General features: G+C 72.8%; 21 protein-coding genes. 14 read left to right on the top strand and 7 right to left on the bottom strand.

What is annotated here, in order from left to right:
- Positions 1 to 13: 13 nt before the first annotated feature.
- Complete coding sequence (trpD, locus tag ACI79Y_RS11450; RefSeq protein WP_457158601.1) at positions 14 to 1066, bottom strand: anthranilate phosphoribosyltransferase; 1053 nt, start codon at positions 1064 to 1066, stop codon at positions 14 to 16.
- A gap of 5 nt (positions 1067 to 1071) precedes the next feature.
- Positions 1072 to 1494, bottom strand: coding sequence for a hypothetical protein (locus tag ACI79Y_RS11445; RefSeq protein ID WP_457158600.1), 423 nt, complete (start codon positions 1492 to 1494; stop codon positions 1072 to 1074).
- A gap of 121 nt (positions 1495 to 1615) precedes the next feature.
- Here ACI79Y_RS11445 and ctaE point away from each other — a divergent pair, with 121 nt between their 5' ends.
- The 4 genes from ctaE to qcrB are packed head-to-tail and all read left to right on the top strand — an operon-like array spanning position 1616 to position 5916.
- The gene (gene ctaE / locus ACI79Y_RS11440) at positions 1616 to 2230 is read left to right on the top strand and encodes an aa3-type cytochrome oxidase subunit III (protein ID WP_457068700.1); all 615 of its coding nucleotides are present in this window, start codon (positions 1616 to 1618) and stop codon (positions 2228 to 2230) included.
- A 7-nt stretch (positions 2231 to 2237) separates the two neighbouring features.
- The gene (qcrC, locus tag ACI79Y_RS11435) at positions 2238 to 3128 is read left to right on the top strand and encodes a cytochrome bc1 complex diheme cytochrome c subunit (protein WP_457158599.1); all 891 of its coding nucleotides are present in this window, start codon (positions 2238 to 2240) and stop codon (positions 3126 to 3128) included.
- Positions 3125 to 4246, top strand: a complete 1122-nt coding sequence (gene qcrA, locus ACI79Y_RS11430) for a cytochrome bc1 complex Rieske iron-sulfur subunit (RefSeq protein WP_457158598.1) — start codon at positions 3125 to 3127, stop codon at positions 4244 to 4246. Before qcrC ends, qcrA begins: the two co-directional genes overlap by 4 nt.
- A complete protein-coding gene (gene qcrB, locus ACI79Y_RS11425) occupies positions 4246 to 5916 on the top strand; it encodes a cytochrome bc1 complex cytochrome b subunit (RefSeq protein ID WP_457158597.1) in 1671 nt (556 codons plus the stop codon). Before qcrA ends, qcrB begins: the two co-directional genes overlap by 1 nt.
- Before the next feature lie 789 nt (positions 5917 to 6705).
- Here the strand turns inward: qcrB and ACI79Y_RS11420 are convergent.
- Complete coding sequence (locus tag ACI79Y_RS11420) at positions 6706 to 7107, bottom strand: cytochrome c oxidase subunit 4 (protein WP_457158596.1); 402 nt, start codon at positions 7105 to 7107, stop codon at positions 6706 to 6708.
- Between the two features lie 33 nt (positions 7108 to 7140).
- A complete protein-coding gene (gene ctaC / locus ACI79Y_RS11415) occupies positions 7141 to 7944 on the bottom strand; it encodes an aa3-type cytochrome oxidase subunit II (RefSeq protein ID WP_457158595.1) in 804 nt (267 codons plus the stop codon).
- 263 nt (positions 7945 to 8207) lie between these two features.
- Here ctaC and ACI79Y_RS11410 point away from each other — a divergent pair, with 263 nt between their 5' ends.
- From ACI79Y_RS11410 to asnB, 3 genes are read left to right on the top strand one after another with little or no spacing between them, the layout of a single operon-like run.
- Complete coding sequence (locus tag ACI79Y_RS11410; protein WP_457158594.1) at positions 8208 to 8573, top strand: metalloprotease; 366 nt, start codon at positions 8208 to 8210, stop codon at positions 8571 to 8573.
- Positions 8563 to 8937: a DUF3817 domain-containing protein gene (locus ACI79Y_RS11405; protein WP_457158593.1), complete on the top strand. Its 375-nt coding sequence runs from the start codon at positions 8563 to 8565 to the stop codon at positions 8935 to 8937. The genes ACI79Y_RS11410 and ACI79Y_RS11405 overlap by 11 nt, the downstream gene beginning before the upstream one ends.
- Positions 8938 to 8994: 57 nt before the next feature.
- On the top strand, positions 8995 to 10929 hold the full coding sequence (gene asnB / locus ACI79Y_RS11400; protein WP_457158592.1) for an asparagine synthase (glutamine-hydrolyzing): 1935 nt from the start codon (positions 8995 to 8997) through the stop codon (positions 10927 to 10929).
- Positions 10930 to 11282: 353 nt separating this feature from the next.
- Here asnB and ACI79Y_RS11395 read toward each other — a convergent pair whose 3' ends face one another.
- Complete coding sequence (locus tag ACI79Y_RS11395) at positions 11283 to 11639, bottom strand: HesB/IscA family protein (protein WP_457081022.1); 357 nt, start codon at positions 11637 to 11639, stop codon at positions 11283 to 11285.
- 205 nt (positions 11640 to 11844) lie between these two features.
- On the opposite strand from ACI79Y_RS11395, the gene ACI79Y_RS11390 reads away from it, so the two are divergent.
- Complete coding sequence (locus ACI79Y_RS11390) at positions 11845 to 12459, top strand: DUF3043 domain-containing protein (protein WP_457158591.1); 615 nt, start codon at positions 11845 to 11847, stop codon at positions 12457 to 12459.
- 88 nt (positions 12460 to 12547) lie between these two features.
- Positions 12548 to 13531 carry an aldo/keto reductase family protein gene (locus tag ACI79Y_RS11385; RefSeq protein ID WP_457158590.1) on the top strand — a complete coding sequence of 328 codons (984 nt, stop codon included), beginning with the start codon at positions 12548 to 12550 and terminating at the stop codon, positions 13529 to 13531.
- Positions 13532 to 13593: 62 nt separating this feature from the next.
- Here the strand turns inward: ACI79Y_RS11385 and ACI79Y_RS11380 are convergent, their stop codons facing one another.
- Positions 13594 to 13806, bottom strand: coding sequence for a hypothetical protein (locus ACI79Y_RS11380; protein WP_457158589.1), 213 nt, complete (start codon positions 13804 to 13806; stop codon positions 13594 to 13596).
- A 157-nt stretch (positions 13807 to 13963) separates the two neighbouring features.
- Between ACI79Y_RS11380 and ACI79Y_RS11375 the strand changes: the two genes are divergently transcribed.
- The 5 genes from ACI79Y_RS11375 to ACI79Y_RS11355 all read left to right on the top strand — a co-directional run bounded on the left by ACI79Y_RS11375 (position 13964) and on the right by ACI79Y_RS11355 (position 18099).
- Positions 13964 to 14407: a phage holin family protein gene (locus ACI79Y_RS11375; protein WP_457158588.1), complete on the top strand. Its 444-nt coding sequence runs from the start codon at positions 13964 to 13966 to the stop codon at positions 14405 to 14407.
- Complete coding sequence (locus ACI79Y_RS11370) at positions 14404 to 15054, top strand: DUF3618 domain-containing protein (protein WP_457158587.1); 651 nt, start codon at positions 14404 to 14406, stop codon at positions 15052 to 15054. The genes ACI79Y_RS11375 and ACI79Y_RS11370 overlap by 4 nt, the downstream gene beginning before the upstream one ends.
- Positions 15051 to 15323 (top strand): DUF4235 domain-containing protein, encoded by a 273-nt coding sequence (locus tag ACI79Y_RS11365; RefSeq protein ID WP_457158586.1) that lies wholly within the window; start codon positions 15051 to 15053, stop codon positions 15321 to 15323. The genes ACI79Y_RS11370 and ACI79Y_RS11365 overlap by 4 nt, the downstream gene beginning before the upstream one ends.
- A gap of 44 nt (positions 15324 to 15367) precedes the next feature.
- Positions 15368 to 16522 carry a YihY/virulence factor BrkB family protein gene (locus ACI79Y_RS11360; RefSeq protein ID WP_457158585.1) on the top strand — a complete coding sequence of 385 codons (1155 nt, stop codon included), beginning with the start codon at positions 15368 to 15370 and terminating at the stop codon, positions 16520 to 16522.
- A gap of 62 nt (positions 16523 to 16584) precedes the next feature.
- Positions 16585 to 18099 (top strand): leucyl aminopeptidase, encoded by a 1515-nt coding sequence (locus tag ACI79Y_RS11355; protein ID WP_457158584.1) that lies wholly within the window; start codon positions 16585 to 16587, stop codon positions 18097 to 18099.
- Between the two features lie 40 nt (positions 18100 to 18139).
- Here ACI79Y_RS11355 and ACI79Y_RS11350 read toward each other — a convergent pair whose 3' ends face one another.
- Entirely contained in the window at positions 18140 to 18490 is a 351-nt protein-coding gene (locus ACI79Y_RS11350; RefSeq protein WP_457081040.1) for an oxidoreductase, read from the bottom strand.
- Between the last annotated feature and the right edge of the window lie 94 nt (positions 18491 to 18584).

Below are 18584 nucleotides of genomic sequence, written 5' to 3'. Positions count from 1 at the left end.
TGCAGCGGGGCCGTCAGGTGCGGGCGCGGAGTTCCTGGCTGACCTGCACCCACTCCGCCAGCGTGGCCGCGGCCCGGCCGTCGTCGACCGCGGCGGCAGCCCGCTCCAGCGCCGCACCGAGCACGTCGGGCAGCCGTCCGCCGCGCCCGTCGAAGGCAGCCAGTGCTCCCGCGGCGTTGAGCAGCACCGCGTCCCGCACCGGGCCGCGGTCCCCGGCCACGAGCCGCCGGACCACCTCGGCGTTCTCCTCCGGCCCCCCGCCCCGCAGCGCCCCCGGCTCGGCCACCGGGAGGCCGAACGCCGTCGGGTCGAGCCGCTCGGGGACCACCTCGCCATCGCGCACCACCCACACCGACGACGTCGTCGTGGTGGTGAGCTCGTCGAGGCCGTCGTCCCCCCGGAAGACCAGGGCCCGGGTGCCGCGATCGGCGAGCACCTGCGCGAGAACCGGGGCCATCCGCAGGTCGGCGCAGCCGATCGCCCCGGCCACCGGCCGCGCGGGGTTGGTCAGCGGGCCCAGGAAGTTGAACACCGTGCCGATGCCCAGCTCCCGGCGCGGGACCGCCGCGTGCCGCATCCCGGGGTGGAAGACCGGGGCGAAGAAGAACCCGATCCCCGCCCGGCGGACGCACTCCGCGACGGCGTCGGCGGGGAGGTCGATGACCACCCCGAGCGCCTCGAGGACGTCGGCCGTACCCGACTTCGACGACGCCGCCCGGTTGCCGTGCTTGGCCACCGGCACCCCCGCCGCGGCGGTGACGATCGCGGCCATCGTGGAGATGTTGACCGTCTGCGCGCCGTCGCCCCCGGTGCCCACGATGTCCACGCAGTCCTGCGCGAGCACCACGGGCGTGGCCTGGTCCAGCATGGTCGCGGCCAGACCCAGCACCTCGGCCGGCGTCTCCCCCTTGACCCGCAGCCCCATCACCAGTCCGGCGATCTGGGCCGGGGAGGCCTCGCCGGTCATCACCTGGCGCATCGCCCAGCCGGTGTCCTCGATCGAGAGGTCCTCCCGCCGGGCCAGCCGGCCGAGCAGCACGGGCCAGGTCGGGGCGGTGCCCGCCACGCCGCTCAGCGCCGCACGACGGGCCGCGATGCGGCCCGTTCGCGCAGCAGCCCGGCCACGGTCTCCGGGGCGACCAGCGGGTCGACCGGGAAGGCCAGCGTGGCGTCCGCCTGCGACCAGTGCGCCAGCCACCGGTCGGCCTGGCGGGCGATGAGGACCACCATCGCCGGGCAGTCGGCCACCTCGGCGCGCAACTGGCGGCTGATCCCCATCCCCCCGGTCGGCTGGGCCTCGCCGTCCAGGACGCACAGGTCGACCCCGCCGGCGTCGACCGCCGCCACGACCTCGTCACCGGTGGCGCACTCCACGTAGCGGAGGGGGCCGACGTCCGGAGCCGGGAAGGCGCCCAGCGCAGCACGGACGGCGGCGCGGACCTCGGCCCGCTGGCTGAAGACCAGCACGGTGGCCGGTGCGGCGTCGACGCTCACCCGGCGCAGCCTAGTGCTTCCCACCGTCACGTCGGAGGGGGCACCGCACGTGCACGGGGAGACACGCCACGCGCGCCCACCCCGCGTCGTGGGGAGGGCATCCCGATGCCATGATGACCCCGTGACAACGGCCCCCGTGGCGAGCAGCACCTTCGACACCTCGCGGGTGCACTCCCTGACCCGACCGAACATGGTCAGCGTCGGCACGATCGTCTGGCTCGCCAGTGAGCTGATGTTCTTCGCCGGCCTGTTCGCCATGTACTTCACCGCGCGCGCCCGGGCGACAGACGGCTGGCCGCCGGAGCCGACCGAGCTGAACCTGCCCTACGCGACCTTCTTCACCGTGATCCTGGTGGCCTCCTCGGTCACCTGCCAGCTCGGCGTGTTCGCCGCCGAGCGCGGGAACGTCTACGGGCTGCGCCGCTGGTTCGCCATCACGTTCCTCATGGGCGCGGTGTTCGTCCTGGCCCAGATGAACGAGTACCGGGTGCTGGTCGTCGACCACGGCACGACGATCGCCTCGTCGAGCTACGGCTCGGTCTTCTACCTGACGACCGGCTTCCACGCCCTGCACGTCATCGGTGGCCTGGTGGCCTTCGTCTACGTGCTCATCCGGTCCACCATGGGCCGATTCACGCCAGCCCAGGCGACCTCGGCCATCGTGGTCTCCTACTACTGGCACTTCGTCGACGTCGTGTGGGTCGGGCTCTTCGCCACGATCTACCTGATCCGCTAGGGAACCGGTGACCACCACGAACCCCTCGTCCGAGGCCCCCGTCGAGAGCGGCCGCCGTGGCGTGCGCGCCCGGTTCGGCCGGCGTCCGGTGGCCGGCAGCCCGGCCGCGGCCGCCCAGGCCCGGCGGCGGTCCAAGCAGCGTCGTCGGCTGGCCAACGTCGCGGGACTCATGGCCGCCCTGGTGCTCACCGGCGTCGGCTACTCGGCCCTCGCCCCCGGCGCCAGCGCCGCCGACGACCCGACCGGCAACCCGTCGAACGCCGTCGAGGCCGGCCGGGACCTCTACGTCCGCAGCTGCATCACCTGCCACGGTTCCAACCTGGAGGGCGTGGAGGGTCGCGGGCCCTCGCTCATCGGCGTCGGCGAAGCCGCCGTCTACTTCCAGGTGCACACCGGCCGCATGCCGCTCGTGCGGCAGGAGGCCCAGGCCCCCGAGCGCCCGCCGGTCTTCTCCGAGGAGGAGATCGACCAGCTGATGGCCTACATCCAGGCCAACGGCGGTGGCCCGACCCTGCCCTCGGGCGACCTGCGCTCGGGCGATCTCGCCGCCGGCGGCGAGCTGTTCCGGCTCAACTGCGCCCAGTGCCACAACTTCACCGGCCAGGGCGGCGCGCTCTCCTCCGGGAAGCGGGCACCGTCGCTGTCGGAGGCCAACGACCTGACGATCTACACCGCGATGCTCTCCGGCCCGGAGAACATGCCCGTCTTCGGTGACAACCAGCTCACCCCGGAGGAGAAGCGGGCGATCATCAACTACGTGCAGACCGTGCAGGCTCAGGCCGACCCCGGTGGCGCCGGCGTCGGCCGGGTCGGCCCGGTGGCCGAGGGCCTGGTCATCTGGGTCGCCGGTATGGGCGCCCTGCTGTTCGGGATCTTCTGGATGGGGACGAAGGCGTGAGCACCACCCACACCGGCCCCGGCGCTGCCGGTGGCGACGACACCTCGGGTCCCGCGCACGGCGGCCCGGACGACGAGTACGGCCCCGAGCGGCTCAGCGCCATGGACCGGACCGAGCTGGACCGGCTGGGCGCCCGCTACGACGGCGTGGAGATCCTGCACGTCGACCCGGGTCCGGAGCCCGGTTCCACGATGGAGAGGCGCGCCACCCGGCAGGTCACCCTCTCGTTCGCCATCGCCGCCGTCGCCGCCCTGGCGTTCCTGGTGATCTACGCGGGCTCCGGGTGGTTCCTGCCCGACTGGGAGTGGCAGGTCGGCGGCAGCAGCTGGAGCGCGCTGTTCACGCCCATGCTCGGCGTGACCATGGGCATCTCGCTGACCGCGATCGGCATCGGCCTGGTGCTGTACGTCCGGAACCTGCTGCCGCACGAGACCGCGGTCCAGGACAAGCACGACGGGTCGCACTTCGACCGGGTCACGACCTCGGCCACCCTGCTCAGCGGGCTGGACAAGTCCGGCCTGCCCCGCCGCAAGCTGCTGCTGACCACGATCGGCCTGATGGGCGCAGGCGCGGGCGCCATGGTCCTCGCGCCGCTCGGTGGTCTCATCCGCAACCCGAACACCGGCAACCCGCTGGGCACGACCCCGTGGGCGGACGGCGTCCGGCTGCTGCGCGACGACGGCACCCCGGTCCGCCCCGCCGACCAGCAGCCCGGTTCGCTGGAGACGGTGTTCCCCGCCGTCCCCGGCGGCAACTTCCACGCCGACGCGTCGGCCTCGGTCATGCTCATCCGGCTCCGCCCGGAGCAGCTGCAGGAGCTGGACCCCCCGGACGGGCAGGAGGACTTCGGCTACGGGGACTACGTCGCCTACTCGAAGATCTGCACGCACGCCGGCTGTCCCGTCTCGCTGTACGAGCAGGAGACCGGCCGGATCCTGTGCCCGTGCCACCAGTCGCAGTTCCAGGTGACCGAGGGCGCCCGCCCGGTGTTCGGCCCGGCCACCCGCAAGCTCCCCCAGCTGCCGATCGCCGTGGATGATGAGGGGTACTTCGTCGCTCGAGCGGACTTCCCGGAGCCGGTCGGCCCTTCGTTCTGGAACCTTGGGAGGCTCGTCTGATGGCCGCCACCACCACCACGCCGAGTCCGGCTGCGCCGAGCACGAGGATCGGGAAGGCGGCCCTGGAGGTCGACGACCGGCTCATCGTGGCTGGTCCGCTCCGCCGGACCCTGAACAAGGTGTTCCCGGACCACTGGTCCTTCCTGCTCGGTGAGATCGCGCTCTACGCGTTCGTCATCCTGCTGCTGTCGGGCACGTACCTGACGTTCTTCTTCGACCCGTCCCTCACCGAGGTCGTCTACGAGGGCTCCTACGCGCCGATGCGCGGCATCGAGGTCTCGCGGGCCTACGAGTCGACGCTGGACATCTCCTTCGACGTCCGCGGCGGCCTGGTCGTCCGGCAGATCCACCACTGGGCGGCCCTGCTGTTCGTGGCGGCGATCGTCGTCCACCTGTTCCGGATCTTCTTCACCGGCGCGTTCCGCCGGCCGCGGGAGACGAACTGGTTCATCGGCGTCGCGCTGCTGGTGCTGGCCCTCGTCGAGGGCTTCGCCGGCTACTCGCTCCCCGACGACCTGCTCTCCGGCACGGGTCTGCGGATCGCCTCCGCGGTGATCATCTCGATCCCGGTGATCGGCACCTGGCTGTTCTTCGCGGTCTTCGGTGGCGACTTCCCCGGCGAGCTGATCATCGGCCGGCTGTACATCCTGCACGTGCTGATCGTGCCCGCGATCCTGCTGGCGCTGATCGCGCTGCACCTGCTGATCCTGGTCAAGCAGAAGCACACCCAGTTCCCGGGTGCGGGGCGGACCGAGCACAACGTGGTCGGCAACCGGCTCTTCCCGGCGTTCGCGGGCAAGGCGACCGCACTGTTCTTCATCGTCTTCGGTGTGTGCGCCGCCCTCGGCGGCCTGGTGCAGATCAACCCGATCTGGTTGCTGGGTCCCTACAACCCGGCACAGGTGTCCGCCGGCTCGCAGCCGGACTGGTACATCGGCTTCCTCGACGGCGCCGCACGGCTCTTCCCGCCGTGGGAGCTCGTGCTCTGGGGCTACCACATCCCGGCGCTGTTCTGGGCCACTGCGGTGATCCCCGGTCTGATGTTCGGCGTGCTGGCGCTCTACCCGGTCATCGAGCGCAAGCTGACCGGCGACACGGCCAGCCACCACCTGCTCCAGCGCCCGCGGGACGTGCCGGTGCGGACGTCCCTGGGCGCCATGGCCATCTCGTTCTACGTGGTGCTGTGGATCTCCGGTGGCAACGACGTCATCGCCGACAAGTTCGACATCAGCCTGAACGCGATGACCTGGTTCGGCCGGATCGGCATGCTGGTGATCCCGCCGGCGGTGTACTGGCTCACCTACCGGATCTGCCTGGGTCTCGAGCGGCACGACCGCGAGGTGCTCGAGCACGGCATCGAGACCGGTGTCATCCGGCGGCTGCCGAACGGTGAGTTCATCGAGGTGCACCAGCCGCTGGGCCCGGTCGACGAGCACGGCCACGGCGTGCTCGCCTACGGCGGCGCCTCGGTGCCGAAGAAGATGAACCAGGTGGGCGGCGCACGTCGCGCCATCCGGGGCTTCTTCAAGCCGATCGAGGAGCCGGCCGCGGTGCAGGCCGCCGCCGAGCGCGAGGAACGCGGCCTGGAGGCCGCGCAGGCGGCCGACCGCGAGCTGACCGGCTCGGGCCGCCCCGCCGAGGGCGGTCGTCCGCAGGACCCGCGCGACTGATCGACCCGCTCCACCACCAGCAGGGCCCCCGACGGAGATCCGCCGGGGGCCCTGCTGCTTTGTGCCGGGGTGCCCGGCGGTCGCGCTCGCCCGCCCGTGCCCGGGGTGGCAGGGCCAGCGAGCCACCTCGACCACGCGGCAGGGCACGGAGTCGTCCCTCGGACAGTGGGGCGCCACTCCCCCCGCTGCGGCCCCGCAGGCCTGGTGGAGGTCCGGCGGCCACATCGCCTCCGAACACTCCCCCGACGGGCTCGCGTGGACGATCGCCGGGGCTCGGGGCCCGGCCGCGCTCCCGGGCGCCCGCTCACGTCACCCGGGGCGTCCTGCTCCGGGCGGTGCCCGTCTCGCGGTGTCCGCCGGCTCCCCGCAACCCCTCGTGCACCGGTCCCTGGCCGGGCGGAGCAACCGATGGATCGGCGCGCAGCGGCAGGTCGGGTCCGCTCCCGGCAGCCCGACCAGCACCAGCCGGACCGATGTGTGACCCCGCCTCCGCTCCCGGGGTGGCGACCGCACCGGCGGTCAGCTCGGCGCTGGACCTGCCGCAGCCACGGTGGTCAGCTCGCCGCCGGCGGGGAACACCCGGTCCGGCGGCGCCCCCGACCGGGCAGCTGCTCCCCGGCGCCGGCCACGAGCTCCGTCACCGCCCGCAGTCACTGCACGGTCGGGTCGGTACGGGACCGGCCGGCACATCGAGCCGCCGCCAGCAGCCCGACCCGTTCGCCCCCCGCACACGCCACCGGGGCCCCTCCCGGCGTGGGAGGAGCCCCGGTGGACGAGGTGGTGCTGGGCTCAGCTCTGCGCGTTCTGCCCGACGTAGTACTCGAAGAGCAGCCCGCCGACGGTGAGCAGCAGCGCCACCCCGGCGATCAGGACCAGCCAGGGGTACCAGAACGCCAGCGCCAGCCCCATGAGCGCGGCGGAGAGCCCCAGGCCGAAGGGCCAGTAGCTCGCCGGGCTGAAGAAGCCCAGCTCCCCCGCCCCGTCGGCGATCTCCGCGTCCTTGCGGTCCTCGGGGCGGGCGTCGATGCGCCGGCTGACGAACCAGAAGAAGCCACCGATCAGCGCGGTCAGGCCCCCGGAGAGCGCCAGCGCCGTCGTGCCGATGGGCTCCCGGGCCCAGACGCCGTACACGACCGCGGCGACGAGGCAGAAGACCGTGATCAAGTTGAAGATGAGCGCTTCGACCTTCACGGTCGGTCCTCCTGGTGCTGCGGGGTGGTCGGGTCAGTCATCGGCGGAGGCGGACGCCTGCTCACGGGCGCCCGCGAACGGGCTCGTGGAGGTCGCGTAGCCCGGCTCGCCGATGCTCTCCAGCGCGTCGTGGGTCGACAGACCGGCCTCACGCGCACTGATGTAGTCGTCGAAGTCGTCGGCGCTCACCGAACGCAGCTCGAAGTTCATGAACGCGTGGTACGTGCCGCAGAGCTCGGCGCAGCGGCCGACGTAGGCACCCTCCTCGCGCACGGTGACCTCGAAGACGTTGTCGCGGCCGTTCTCGTTGCCCGGGATGATGTCCAGCTTGAACAGGAACTCCGGGATCCAGAACGAGTGGATGACGTCGGCCGAGGCCAGCTCGAACCGGATCGTCTGGTCGACCGGGACGACGAGGATCGGGATCTCGTCGGTGCTCCCGACCGTCGACACCGGCTCGCCGCCGTTCTCGTCGGTGGTCTCCGGGTAGACGAACTGCCAGTTCCACTTGAAGGCGTTCACCCCGACGGTCACGTCGGGGTCGGCACTGCGCTCCATCACCCGGTTCTGTGTGTTCACCGTGAAGAAGAACAGCACCGAGACGATGACGAACGGGATGATCGTGTAGACCACCTCGAGCGGCAGGTTGTACGCCGTCTGCTTGGGCAGGGTGTCGCCACGCTTCCGGTACCGGATCGCGGCGTAGGCGATGAGCACCCAGACGGCGACGCCGACCACGAGGGCGGCGATCGTGGAGCCGATCCAGAGCGCGTGCATCTGCTCGGCCTCGTCGGTGATGCCCTCAGGCCACCCCCAGCTCCAGAAGCTGCGGTCCACCGAGCACCCTCCTCATCTCCCCCGTGGCGGCGCCACGAGGTCTTCCCGGTGGAGGTCCACCGGCACCCATCGACAGGTGCCGCTCACCCCCACCACAGTCTCCCGGAGACTATCCGACCCCGCCTGCCGCGCCCGGGGCGGGCGGACCTGCCCGGCGGGTCGCCGCGGCGTCACTGGCTCCACTGCCGCCCCGCCGGCACCGCGCGCCCCGCGACCGGGCCGGAGCGCGCCGGCAGCCGGGGCTCGCCGGTTACAGTCGGGGCGTGTACCAACGCCTGCTGACCTGGCGGTGGGTGCTCATGCACCTGCTGGTCCTGGCGCTGTTCGTGATGACCTTCTTCCTGGGCGCCTGGCAGCTGTCCAAGGCCGAGGCGGGCGGGGGCGCGGTCAACTGGAGCTACGCGCTGCAGTGGCCGCTGTACGGCTTCATGGGCCTGGGGTTCTACCTGCGGATGGTCCGGGACGAGTACCGGCGCGACCCGGACGACGACGAGCCGGGCAACTCCGTCGTCCTCTACCAGCGCCCCCGGATCGACACGACGGGAGACCCGGAGCTGGCCGCCTACAACGCCTACCTCGCCGAGCTCAACGCGAAGGCGCTGGGACAGCGGGTGACCGGTGGCCGCTGACACCGGGACGACGTCCTCCCGGCTGCCGCACGCCCTCGCCCGCAGGGTCGGCCGGGACGTCCCGGGGGCCCTGGCCCGCTACCGGGTGATGGCCTGGGTGGTGGGCGTGCTGCTGATCGCCCTGGTCCTGGTCGCCGTGCCGCTGAAGCACCTCGCCGGGATCGACGGTCCGGTGGCGGTCATCGGCACCGCGCACGGCTGGCTGTACGCCATCTTCTTCGTGACCGCCTGCGACCTCGCGCTGCGGGCCCGCTGGTCGCTGAAGGGCACGGTCCTGGTGCTCCTGGCCGGCACCGTGCCCGTCCTGTCCTTCGTCGCCGAGCGGATCGCCACGCGCAGGACCCGCGCCGGCGAGCGCGTCTGACCGAGCGCACCCGCCTTCCCCGCCCCTCCGTCGTCCCCCTCCTGGAGACCTCCCCGTATGTGCGGCCTGCTCGCTTATCTGTCCACCGACGCCGACCGGGTGGGCGAGGGCACCGTCGAGCAGGTGCGGCACGCGCTGCGCTGCCTGCGCCACCGGGGGCCCGACGACCGGGAGGTCTGGGCCGACCCGCACGCCGTCCTGGGGTTCAACCGGCTGGCCTTCATCGACATCGAGGGCAGCCCGCAGCCGATGCCCTATGCCGAGGGCCGGTACCGGATCGTCTTCAACGGCGAGATCTACAACTACCTCGAGCTCCGCGAGGAGCTGAAGGCCGCCGGCGCGACGTTCAGCACCGAGGGCGACACGGAGACGATCGTCGCCGGGTACCACCTGTGGGGCGAGGCGGTCGTACCCCGCCTGCGGGGGATGTTCGCCTTCGTCATCTGGGACACCGAGACCTGCACCGCGTTCGGCGCCCGGGACGCCTTCGGCATCAAGCCGCTGTTCACCGCGCGCCTGGCCGACGGCGGGCTGGTCTTCAGCTCGGAGAAGAAGGCGCTGCTGGAGCTGCTCGGCGGCACCCCCGGCGCCGGCGGCGTCGACCCAGCCTCCCTGCAGCACTACCTGACGCTGCAGTACGTGCCCGAGCCCGCCACGCTGCACCGCGGCATCCGCCGGATCGAGAGCGGCACCAGCTTCACCGTCGTCGACGGCGAACTGCACACGAAGCGCTGGTTCCACCCGACGTTCCGCCCGACGCCGGTCGCCCCCGGCTCGGAGCAGGCGCTGTTCGACCGGATCGCCGAGGTGCTCGACGACTCGGTCGCCAAGCACATGCGCGCCGACGTCACCGTCGGCTCGTTCCTGTCCAGCGGCATCGACTCCACCGCGGTCGCCGCCCTGGCGCACAAGTACAACCCCGACCTGGTCACCTTCACCGTCGGCTTCCAGCGGGAGGCGACGTCGGAGGTGGAGATCGCCGCCGAGTCCGCGGCGATCCTCGGGGTGAAGCACGTGCCCGTCGAGGTGACGGCCCAGGAGTTCGCCGACGCCATCCCCGCCGTGGTCTGGTACCTCGACGACCCGGTGGCCGACCCGGCGCTCGTGCCGCTGTACTTCGTGGCCCGCGAGGCCCGCAAGCACGTCAAGGTGGTGCTCTCCGGCGAGGGCGCCGACGAGCTGTTCGGCGGCTACACGATCTACCGCGAGCCGCTCAGCCTCGCCTGGGCCGGCAAGCTCCCGCCGGCCGGCCGGCGGGCGCTCGGGGCACTGTCCCGGCTGGTCCCCGAGGGGGTCCGCGGACAGGACCTGCTGCGCCGGGCGTCGATCCCGCTCGAGGAGCGGTACTACGGCAACGCCCGCAACCTCAACGCCGACGAGCTCGCCCGGCTGCTCCCCGGCCGCGACGCCGACCTCTCGCACGTGCAGGTCACCGAGGAGCTCTACCGGCGCACGCGGGCAGCGGGCTACGACGACGTGACCGCCATGCAGTACGTCGACCTGTTCACCTGGCTGCGCGGCGACATCCTGGTCAAGGCCGACAAGATGACGATGGCCAACTCGCTCGAGCTCCGGGTCCCGTTCCTGGACCCCGAGGTCTTCGCCCTGGCGAGCACCCTGCCGCTGGAGATGCGGGTCCCGGCGCGCGGGGACGCGACCAAGTACGCGCTGCGGCAGGCGATGGAGCAGATCGTGCCGCCGAAGATCATGAACCGGCGCAAGCTGGGCTTCCCGGTGCCGACGGCGGAGTTCCTGGCCGGCCCGCTGCACGAGTGGGCTCGCGACCTCGTGACCGCCAGCCAGACCGACGAGTGGCTGGACCGCGACCACGTCCTCGCGCTGCTGGACCGGCTGCGCCAGGCCGAGGTGCCCAGCAAGCGGATCGCCCGGCAGGTCTGGGAGGTGCTGGTGTTCATGATCTGGCACGGCATCTTCGTCGAGGAGAGGATCGCGCCGCAGATCCCGGAGCCGGCCTACCCGGTCCGGCTGTGACCCGGCTGCGGTTGGTGGCGGCCGCCGGGCTCGTCACCGTCGGTCTCCTGACCGGCTGTTCCGGTGGGGGCGACGACGCCCCCACCACCCCCGCGCCGTCGACCAGCACGACGTCACCCGGGGCCACGGACACCGCGCCGCCGGTCGCGCCCACAGCGCCGGGAACGCTCAGCCCGCCGGCGCCACCGGCGCCCACCTCGGGGCTGCCGATCCCGATCCCCTCGGAGCCGGTCGACTGAGGAAGGGCCCCTGCCCACCGCCACTCGCGGCGAGCCCCTGCAGGAGGGCCGATGCGCGACGAGGCCCGGCACCCCCGCAGAGGTGCCGGGCCTCGTCCGGCGTTCAGCCGGCGATCAGTGGAAGCTGTCGCCGCAGGCGCAGGAGCCGCCCGCATTCGGGTTGTCGATCGTGAAGCCCTGCTTCTCGATGGTGTCGACGAAGTCGATCGTCGCGCCACTGAGGTAGGGGATGCTCATCCGGTCGACGATGACCTCGACGCCACCGAACTCGAAGGTCTGGTCGCCGTCGAGGAAGCGCTCGTCGAAGAACAGCTGGTAGCGGAGACCGGAGCAACCACCCGGCTGCACCGCGATCCGCAGCCGCAGGTCGTCGCGACCCTCCTGGTCCAGCAGCGTCTTCACCTTGAGGGCGGCGGGGTCGCTGAGGATGACGCCGGTGGCACCGGGGGCCTGCGTGTCCTGCACGGTCATGTCGTGGTCCTCCCACACTCGAGGGTGTCCTGCTCGGCCCGTCGCGGGGACGGACTGTCAGGACGGCCAACACCGCCGTGGCGGAGCTGCTTCCCACTGTACGGCGCTCCTGGCGACCGAGGGAGCACCTGCACCCGGTCGGACGAGGACGACGCCGGGCCGGAGAGCACCGGACGGCGCTCCGGGCCACGTAGACTCACCGGCCGTGAAGCTCCGTCTGCCCGGCCGCCGCACCGACTCCGCGACGACCCCGGACGCCCAGCCCGACCTGACCGCCCAGCTGGCCGGGAGCACGGCCGTGGGCAAGGGCCGGCCGACCCCCCGCCGCAACGAGGCGCAGGGACGCCGCAGCGGACCGGTCCCGCCGCCGCCCACCACGCGGAAGGAGGCCTACCGGCGGATGCGCGAGCAGTCGGCGGCCAACCGCGGCAACAACCGCCAGGCCGCCCTGCGGGGTGACGACAGCGCGCTCCCGGCCCGCGACCGCGGCCCGGTCCGCCGGCTCGTCCGCGACGTCGTCGACGCCCGGCGCAACGCCGGCAGCTTCTTCCTGGTCGTGGCCGCCCTGGTACTGGTCGGCTACTTCGTCCCGAACCCCGCCGTGCAGAGCTACACGGTGTTCGTCTGGTTCGCGTTCTTCCTGGTGATCATCGTCGACTCGGTGTTCCTCGGACGCCGGATCAAGAAGGTGGTCGACGAGCGGTTCCCCGACCACACCGAGCGGATGCGCGGCCTGATCTGGTACGGCGTCAGCCGCGCGACGATGATCCGCCGCTGGCGGTTCCCCAAGCCGCAGGTCCCGCTGGGCGCCGAGGTCTGAAAGAGGCCCCCCGCTCGCGAGCTCGCGGCAGGGCCCTGCGAGGGGGCCACGGGGGTCGTTCGCATGGCTCACGACTAGCGTCCGTAGCGTGGAATTCAGACGCCTCGGCCGTTCCGGCCTCACCATCTCCGAGATCGCCTACGGCAACTGGCTGACCCACGGCAGCCAGGTCGAGGAGGACGCCGCGCACGCCTGCGTGCACGCGGCCCTCGACGCTGGGATCACCACGTTCGACACCGCCGACGTCTATGCCGGCACCAAGGCCGAGTCGGTCCTCGGCCGGGCGCTCGCCGGCCAGCGGCGGGAGGGCCTGGAGATCTTCACCAAGGTCTACTGGCCCACCGGCCCCGGGGCCAACGACCGTGGCCTGTCCCGCAAGCACGTCACCGAGAGCTGCCACGCCTCGCTGAAGCGGCTGCAGACCGACTACGTCGACCTCTACCAGGCCCACCGGTACGACGCCTCGGTGCCGCTGGAGGAGACGATGACCGCCTTCGCCGACCTGGTGCGGCAGGGCAAGGTCCTCTACCTCGGCGTCTCCGAGTGGCGCGCCGAGGAGATCGCCGCCGCCGCCGAGCTCGCCCGCGAGCTCAAGGTGCCGCTGATCAGCAACCAGCCCCAGTACTCGATGCTGTGGCGGGTGATCGAGACCGAGGTGGTGCCGACCAGCGAGCAGGAGGGCCTCTCCCAGATCGTCTGGTCCCCGCTGGCACAGGGTGTGCTCACCGGCAAGTACCTGCCCGGCCAGCAGCCGCCGGCCGACAGCCGCGGGGGCCACGCCACCGTGGGCGGGTCGATGAAGAACTACCTGACCGACGACGTGCTCACCCGGGTGCAGCAGCTGCGGCCGATCGCCGACGAGCTCGGCCTCACCATGGCGCAACTGGCGATCGCCTGGGTGCTGCAGAACCCCAACGTGGCGGCCGCGATCATCGGGGCCAGCCGGCCCGAGCAGGTGCAGGACAACGTCGAGGCCGCCGGGGTGCAGCTGCCGGCCGAGGTCCTGACCCGCATCGACGAGGCGCTGGGCGACGTCGTCGAGTGGGACCCGGCCAAGACCAGCCGGGGCTAGCGGCTCGCACACCCCTGCCCCACCACGGGCGTGCGCGTGGGGGCGGGCAGGGGTGTCTTCCGCTACGTGGCCGCCAGGCCCATCGGGCCGTACACCCGTTCACCGTCCTCGAGCAGGGTGACCGTCGCGACGCCGCGGTCGAGCAGGTCGCGCCAGGCCTCCCCCAGCCACGACTCGGCGTCCCCCTGGTTGTCGTGCTCCGGCACCTCCACCCCGATCGTCGCCGGGTCCACGGGCGACCCCGCAGGGTCTTCCAGTCGCCACGTCCAGCTCATGGCGGGAGGCTAGCGAGGCCCACGCCCCCGCGGCAGCCCGGAGAGAGGCGGGACGACCCGCGCGCTGCCGCACCCCCACGACGACGATCTTGGTTTACAAGGTAAGTCGCTGGGCATGGGTGGGTGCACCATCCCTGCTCGACCCCACGGAGAACCGATGAGCCAGCCCGCCCAGGGCGCCGGCGCCAGCCGGGTGGAGATCCCACCCCCGGCCCCCGAGAACGCCTCCACCGGTCAGCTGATCGGTCAGCTGTCCGACCAGCTGACCCGGTTGGTCCGCGACGAGATGCGGCTGGCCCAGGCCGAGGTCGGCACCAAGGCCAAGAAGTTCGGTCTCGGCGCCGGTCTGTTCGGCGGTGCGGGCCTGGCCGCCTTCCTCGGCCTGCAGGTGCTCGTCGCGGCCGCCGTCCTGGCGCTGGCCCTCGCCGTACCGGGCTGGCTCGCGGCGGTCATCGTCGCCGTCGTGCTCTTCGTGGTCGCCGGCGTCCTCGCCCTGGTCGGCAAGAAGGACGTGCAGCAAGCCGCTCCCCCCGTGCCGACCGAGGCCGTCTCCAGCGCCAAGACCGATGTCGCCACCATGAAGGAGAGTGCGTCCCGATGACCGGACCCGACGACACCCGATCGGGCAGCGGGGCCCAGCCCAGCGACCCCGACGCCATCCGGGCCGACATCGAGCAGACCCGCGAGCAGCTCGGCCGGACCGTCGACGAGCTGAGCCACCGGCTCGACGTGCCGGCCCGCGCCAAGGAGAGCGCGGACCGTGCCAAGGGCGAGGCGCTGGAGACCCTCAACCGCACCAAGGACACCGCGGTCGAGACCTACCGGGAGAACCCGCCGGCCGTCATCGGTGGTGGCGTCGCGACCCTCACCGCGGTGGTGGGCCTGCTCACCTGGCGGCGCAAGCGTCGGCAGACAGCGGCGGAGCGCGCAGCTGCCAAGCAGGCGGCCAAGCGCCGCGCCGCGGCCGAGCAGGCGGCGAAGCGGGCCGGCAAGCAGCGCGCGGCAGCCCGGAAGGCGGCCGCCAAGCGCGCCGCAGCCCGTCGGAAGGCCGCCGCGCGGACCTTCGCCAAGCGCAAGCGGACCGCCACCAAGCAGCTGTCCGTGACCCAGCAGGCCACTGCCGCGCGCGTCACCGCGGGTCAGCGAGCCGCCGCCAAGCGACTGGCAGCGACCCAGCAGGCCACCGCGAAGCGGCTGCCGCGCCGCCGCCGCGGCTGGCAGCGCACGCTCGCCAACCTGACCCGGTGAGCCCGAGCCCGAAGGCCGTCTACCGCCCGATCGGCCTGCTGGGCGGCATCGCGGCCGGCGCCGTCTCGGGCGCGGTGTTCAAGCAGATCTGGAAGCGGGTCGCCGACGAGGACGACGCACCCGGAGCCCTGCAGAGCGAGTACCGGATGCGCGAGGTGGTCCTGGCGGCCGCGATCCAGGGAGCCCTGTTCGGTGCCACCAAGGCCGTGATCGACCGGGCCGGCGCGCGGGGGTTCACCAAGCTCACCGGCAACTGGCCCGGCGACTGACCGTCACGGAACGACCACCCACCCGAGACGAGGGGGCCCACCAGATGGTCGACGCCGGACGCCGGGAGAGCTCCGTCGAGCGCATCCGCCAGCGGGTGCAGGAGAAGGCCGAGCGGCGCGCCGCAGCCCGGGCCGCGGCCGAGCGCGCCCAGGACGATCCCGCCACCGGCGCATCGGCGGCCTCGGTCGCGGCGGCCGAGCGGCGGGAGGCGGCGCGTCCGGCCCCGGACGTGCCCGAGCCCGAGCAGATGCCCGGCGTGCACGCCCGGACCCCGATGCAGATACCCGCGCGGGGCTGGCTGCAGGTGGTCAAGCGGGCCTGGGCGGAGAACAACGCCGACAACATGCCGATCATCGCCGGCGGGGTGGCGTTCTTCGCCTTCCTGTCCATCTTCCCGGCGCTGATCGCGACGATCTCGATCTACGGCCTCGTCGCCTCTCCGGAGCAGGTCGCCGAGCAGATCGAGGCGCTGTCCGACCAGCTCCCGGAGAGCGCCCAGGAGATCCTCACCGAGCAGCTGACCGACATCACCAGCAACGCCGGCGGGGCCCTCACCTTCGGGTTGATCGCCTCGGTGCTCGGTGCCCTGTGGACGGCGTCCGGGGGCGTGAACAACATGGTCAAGGCGGTGAACATCGCCTATGACGAGGTCGAGACCCGCAACTTCCTCAAGCTGCGCGCGCTCTCCCTGGTGCTCACCCTGGGCGCGATCGTGTTCGTGCTGTTCACCTTCGCGCTCATCGCCGTAGTCCCGGTGGTGCTGGACGCGCTCCCGCTGGGCGGCGTCGGCACGGTGCTCGCCCAGGTCCTGCGCTGGGTGCTCCTGCTGGTCGTGGTGGTCGGCTCGCTGGCCGTCCTCTACCGGGTGGCCCCGGACCGGGATGCACCGCAGTTCAAGTGGGTCAGCCTCGGGTCGATCGTCGTGACCGTCGTCTGGGCGCTGGTCAGCCTCGGGTTCAGCTTCTACGTCAACAACTTCGGCTCCTACAACGAGACCTACGGCGCCATCGCCGGGGTCATCGTGCTGATGCTGTGGCTGTACCTGACCTGCTACCTGGTGCTGCTCGGTGCGGAGATCAACTCCGAGACCGAGCACCAGACCACCGTGGACACCACCGAGGGCGACCCGCTGCCGATGGGTGAGCGGGACGCCGTCGTCGCCGACGAGGTGCCCGACCCGCCGGTGCCGTCGAAGTAGGCCCCCGCACGGACGAGGGCGCCGATCGTGTGCCGTGCTCACGACCTCCCTAGGATCGAGCCGTGCCACCGACGATCTCCGCCACCGACCGCCCGCTCGAGAAGCTGACCGCCGACGCCGTCGTCGTCGGCGTCGGCGCGGGGCCCACGGGCCTGCTGACCACCCCCGGCGCCGAGGCGGTCGACCGCCTCCTGGGCGGGCGGCTGCTCGCGGCGCTGGCCGACCTGGGCGCCCGCGGTGCCGAGGACGAGGTGACCCGGCTGCCCACGTTCGGGCAGACCCCGTTCCCGGTGGTCGCCGTCGCTGGGCTCGGCGCCCCGCAGGCCGACGGCACGTACTCCCCCGAGGCAGTGCGCCGCGCCGCCGGCGCCGCCAGCCGCGCCCTGACCGGCCGCGGCGCGGTGGTCACGCTGCTGGCGGCCGTGGGTGGCGCTCCGGACGCCGAGCGCCTGCACGCCGTCGGCGAGGGCTCCCTGCTGGGCGCCTACGAGTTCACCGCCTACAAGACCGGGCTGCCCGCCGACCGGCCCACCCCGCCGGCCTCGGTCGAACTGGTGGTCCCCGATGCGGCCGCGGCGAAGGCGCCGCTGGCCCGGGTGCGGGCCGTCGCCGACGCCGTCACCCTGGTCCGCGACCTGGTCAACACCCCGCCGAACGACCTGTACCCGGCCGAGCTGGCCGCCCGCGGCGCGGCTGCCGGCAAGAAGGCCGGGCTGTCGGTCGAGGTGCTCGACGAGAAGGCGCTGGCCGAGGGCGGCTACGGCGGCATCCTCGCCGTCGGCGGCGGCTCGGCCCGCGGGCCGCGGCTGCTGCGCCTGGTCTACAAGGGCAAGAAGGCGCGCACCAGCGTGGCCCTGGTCGGCAAGGGCATCACCTTCGACAGCGGCGGCATCTCCATCAAGCCGGCCGCGAAGATGGAGGACATGAAGAGCGACATGGCCGGCGCCGCGGCCGTGATCGCCACCGTGTGCCTGGTCGCCGAGCTCGGGCTCCCGGTCGACGTCACCGCGACCGTGCCTCTCGCGGAGAACCTGCCCAGCGGCACCGCCTACCGCCCGGCCGACGTGGTCACCTTCCGCAACGGCACGAAGGCGGAGATCACCAACACCGACGCCGAGGGCCGCGTGGTGCTCGCCGACGCGATCTGCCGCGCCGCCGAGGACTCCCCCGCGTACCTGCTGGAGACCTCCACGCTCACCGGCGCCCAGCTGGTGGCCCTGGGCACCCGCACCGCCGGGGTCATGGGCAGCGACGACCTGCGCGACGCCGTCGTCGCGGCGAGCACGCGCACCGGAGAGCCGATGTGGGCGATGCCGCTGCCGCCGGAGCTGCGCCGCGGGCTGGACTCCTCCGTGGCCGACCTGGTCAACGCCAACGCCGACCGCATGGGCGGGATGCTGGTGGGGGGGCACTTCCTGGCCGAGTTCGTGCCCGCCGGGCTGCCGTGGGCGCACATCGACATCGCCGGCCCGTCGTTCAACACCGGAGCACCGTGGGGCTACACGCCCAAGGGCGGCACCGGGGTGCCGGTGCGCACCCTGCTCGCCACGATCGAGGGCCTGATCGCGGATAGGTGATCAGGCCGGGCCGGTCCGCCCCGCGGACCGGCCCCGGTCCTCACAGCCGGTTCTGCTTCTGGCGGGCGCTCCAGTCGCGCATCCGCTGGGGGTAGCCGGTGACCTGCGCGTCGTAGACGGGGACGGCGAGGTCGCGGGAGAGGCGCCGGGCGACGTCGGGACCGTCGATCCGCCGGCGGGTCCACTCCCCGTCGGCGGCGACGAGCAGGATCGTCGTCTCGGTGACCGCGGTGCGGGGCTCGACGTAGCCCTCGACGCCCCGCCGGGTCGCGACGAACTGCTCCAGGTGGGCCAGGTCGCCGGACGCCGACGCGCGGTCCAGCGTGCCCCGACGGTCCCCGCCGCCACCGCCGGTCCCCCGTCGTCCGCGCAGCCGGTCGAACAGCCCCATTCCCCGCTCCCGTCACCTCCGGCCGCGGTCTCCTCCACGACGCTCTGGCGACAGCAACGGAGCATGCGGACGCCCCGTTCCCGGGAGTGGCAGG

This window comes from Modestobacter sp. SYSU DS0875, from assembly GCF_054050915.1.
Note: the sequence above shows the minus strand (reverse complement) of the source record. Positions and strands in the feature narration are given on the sequence as shown.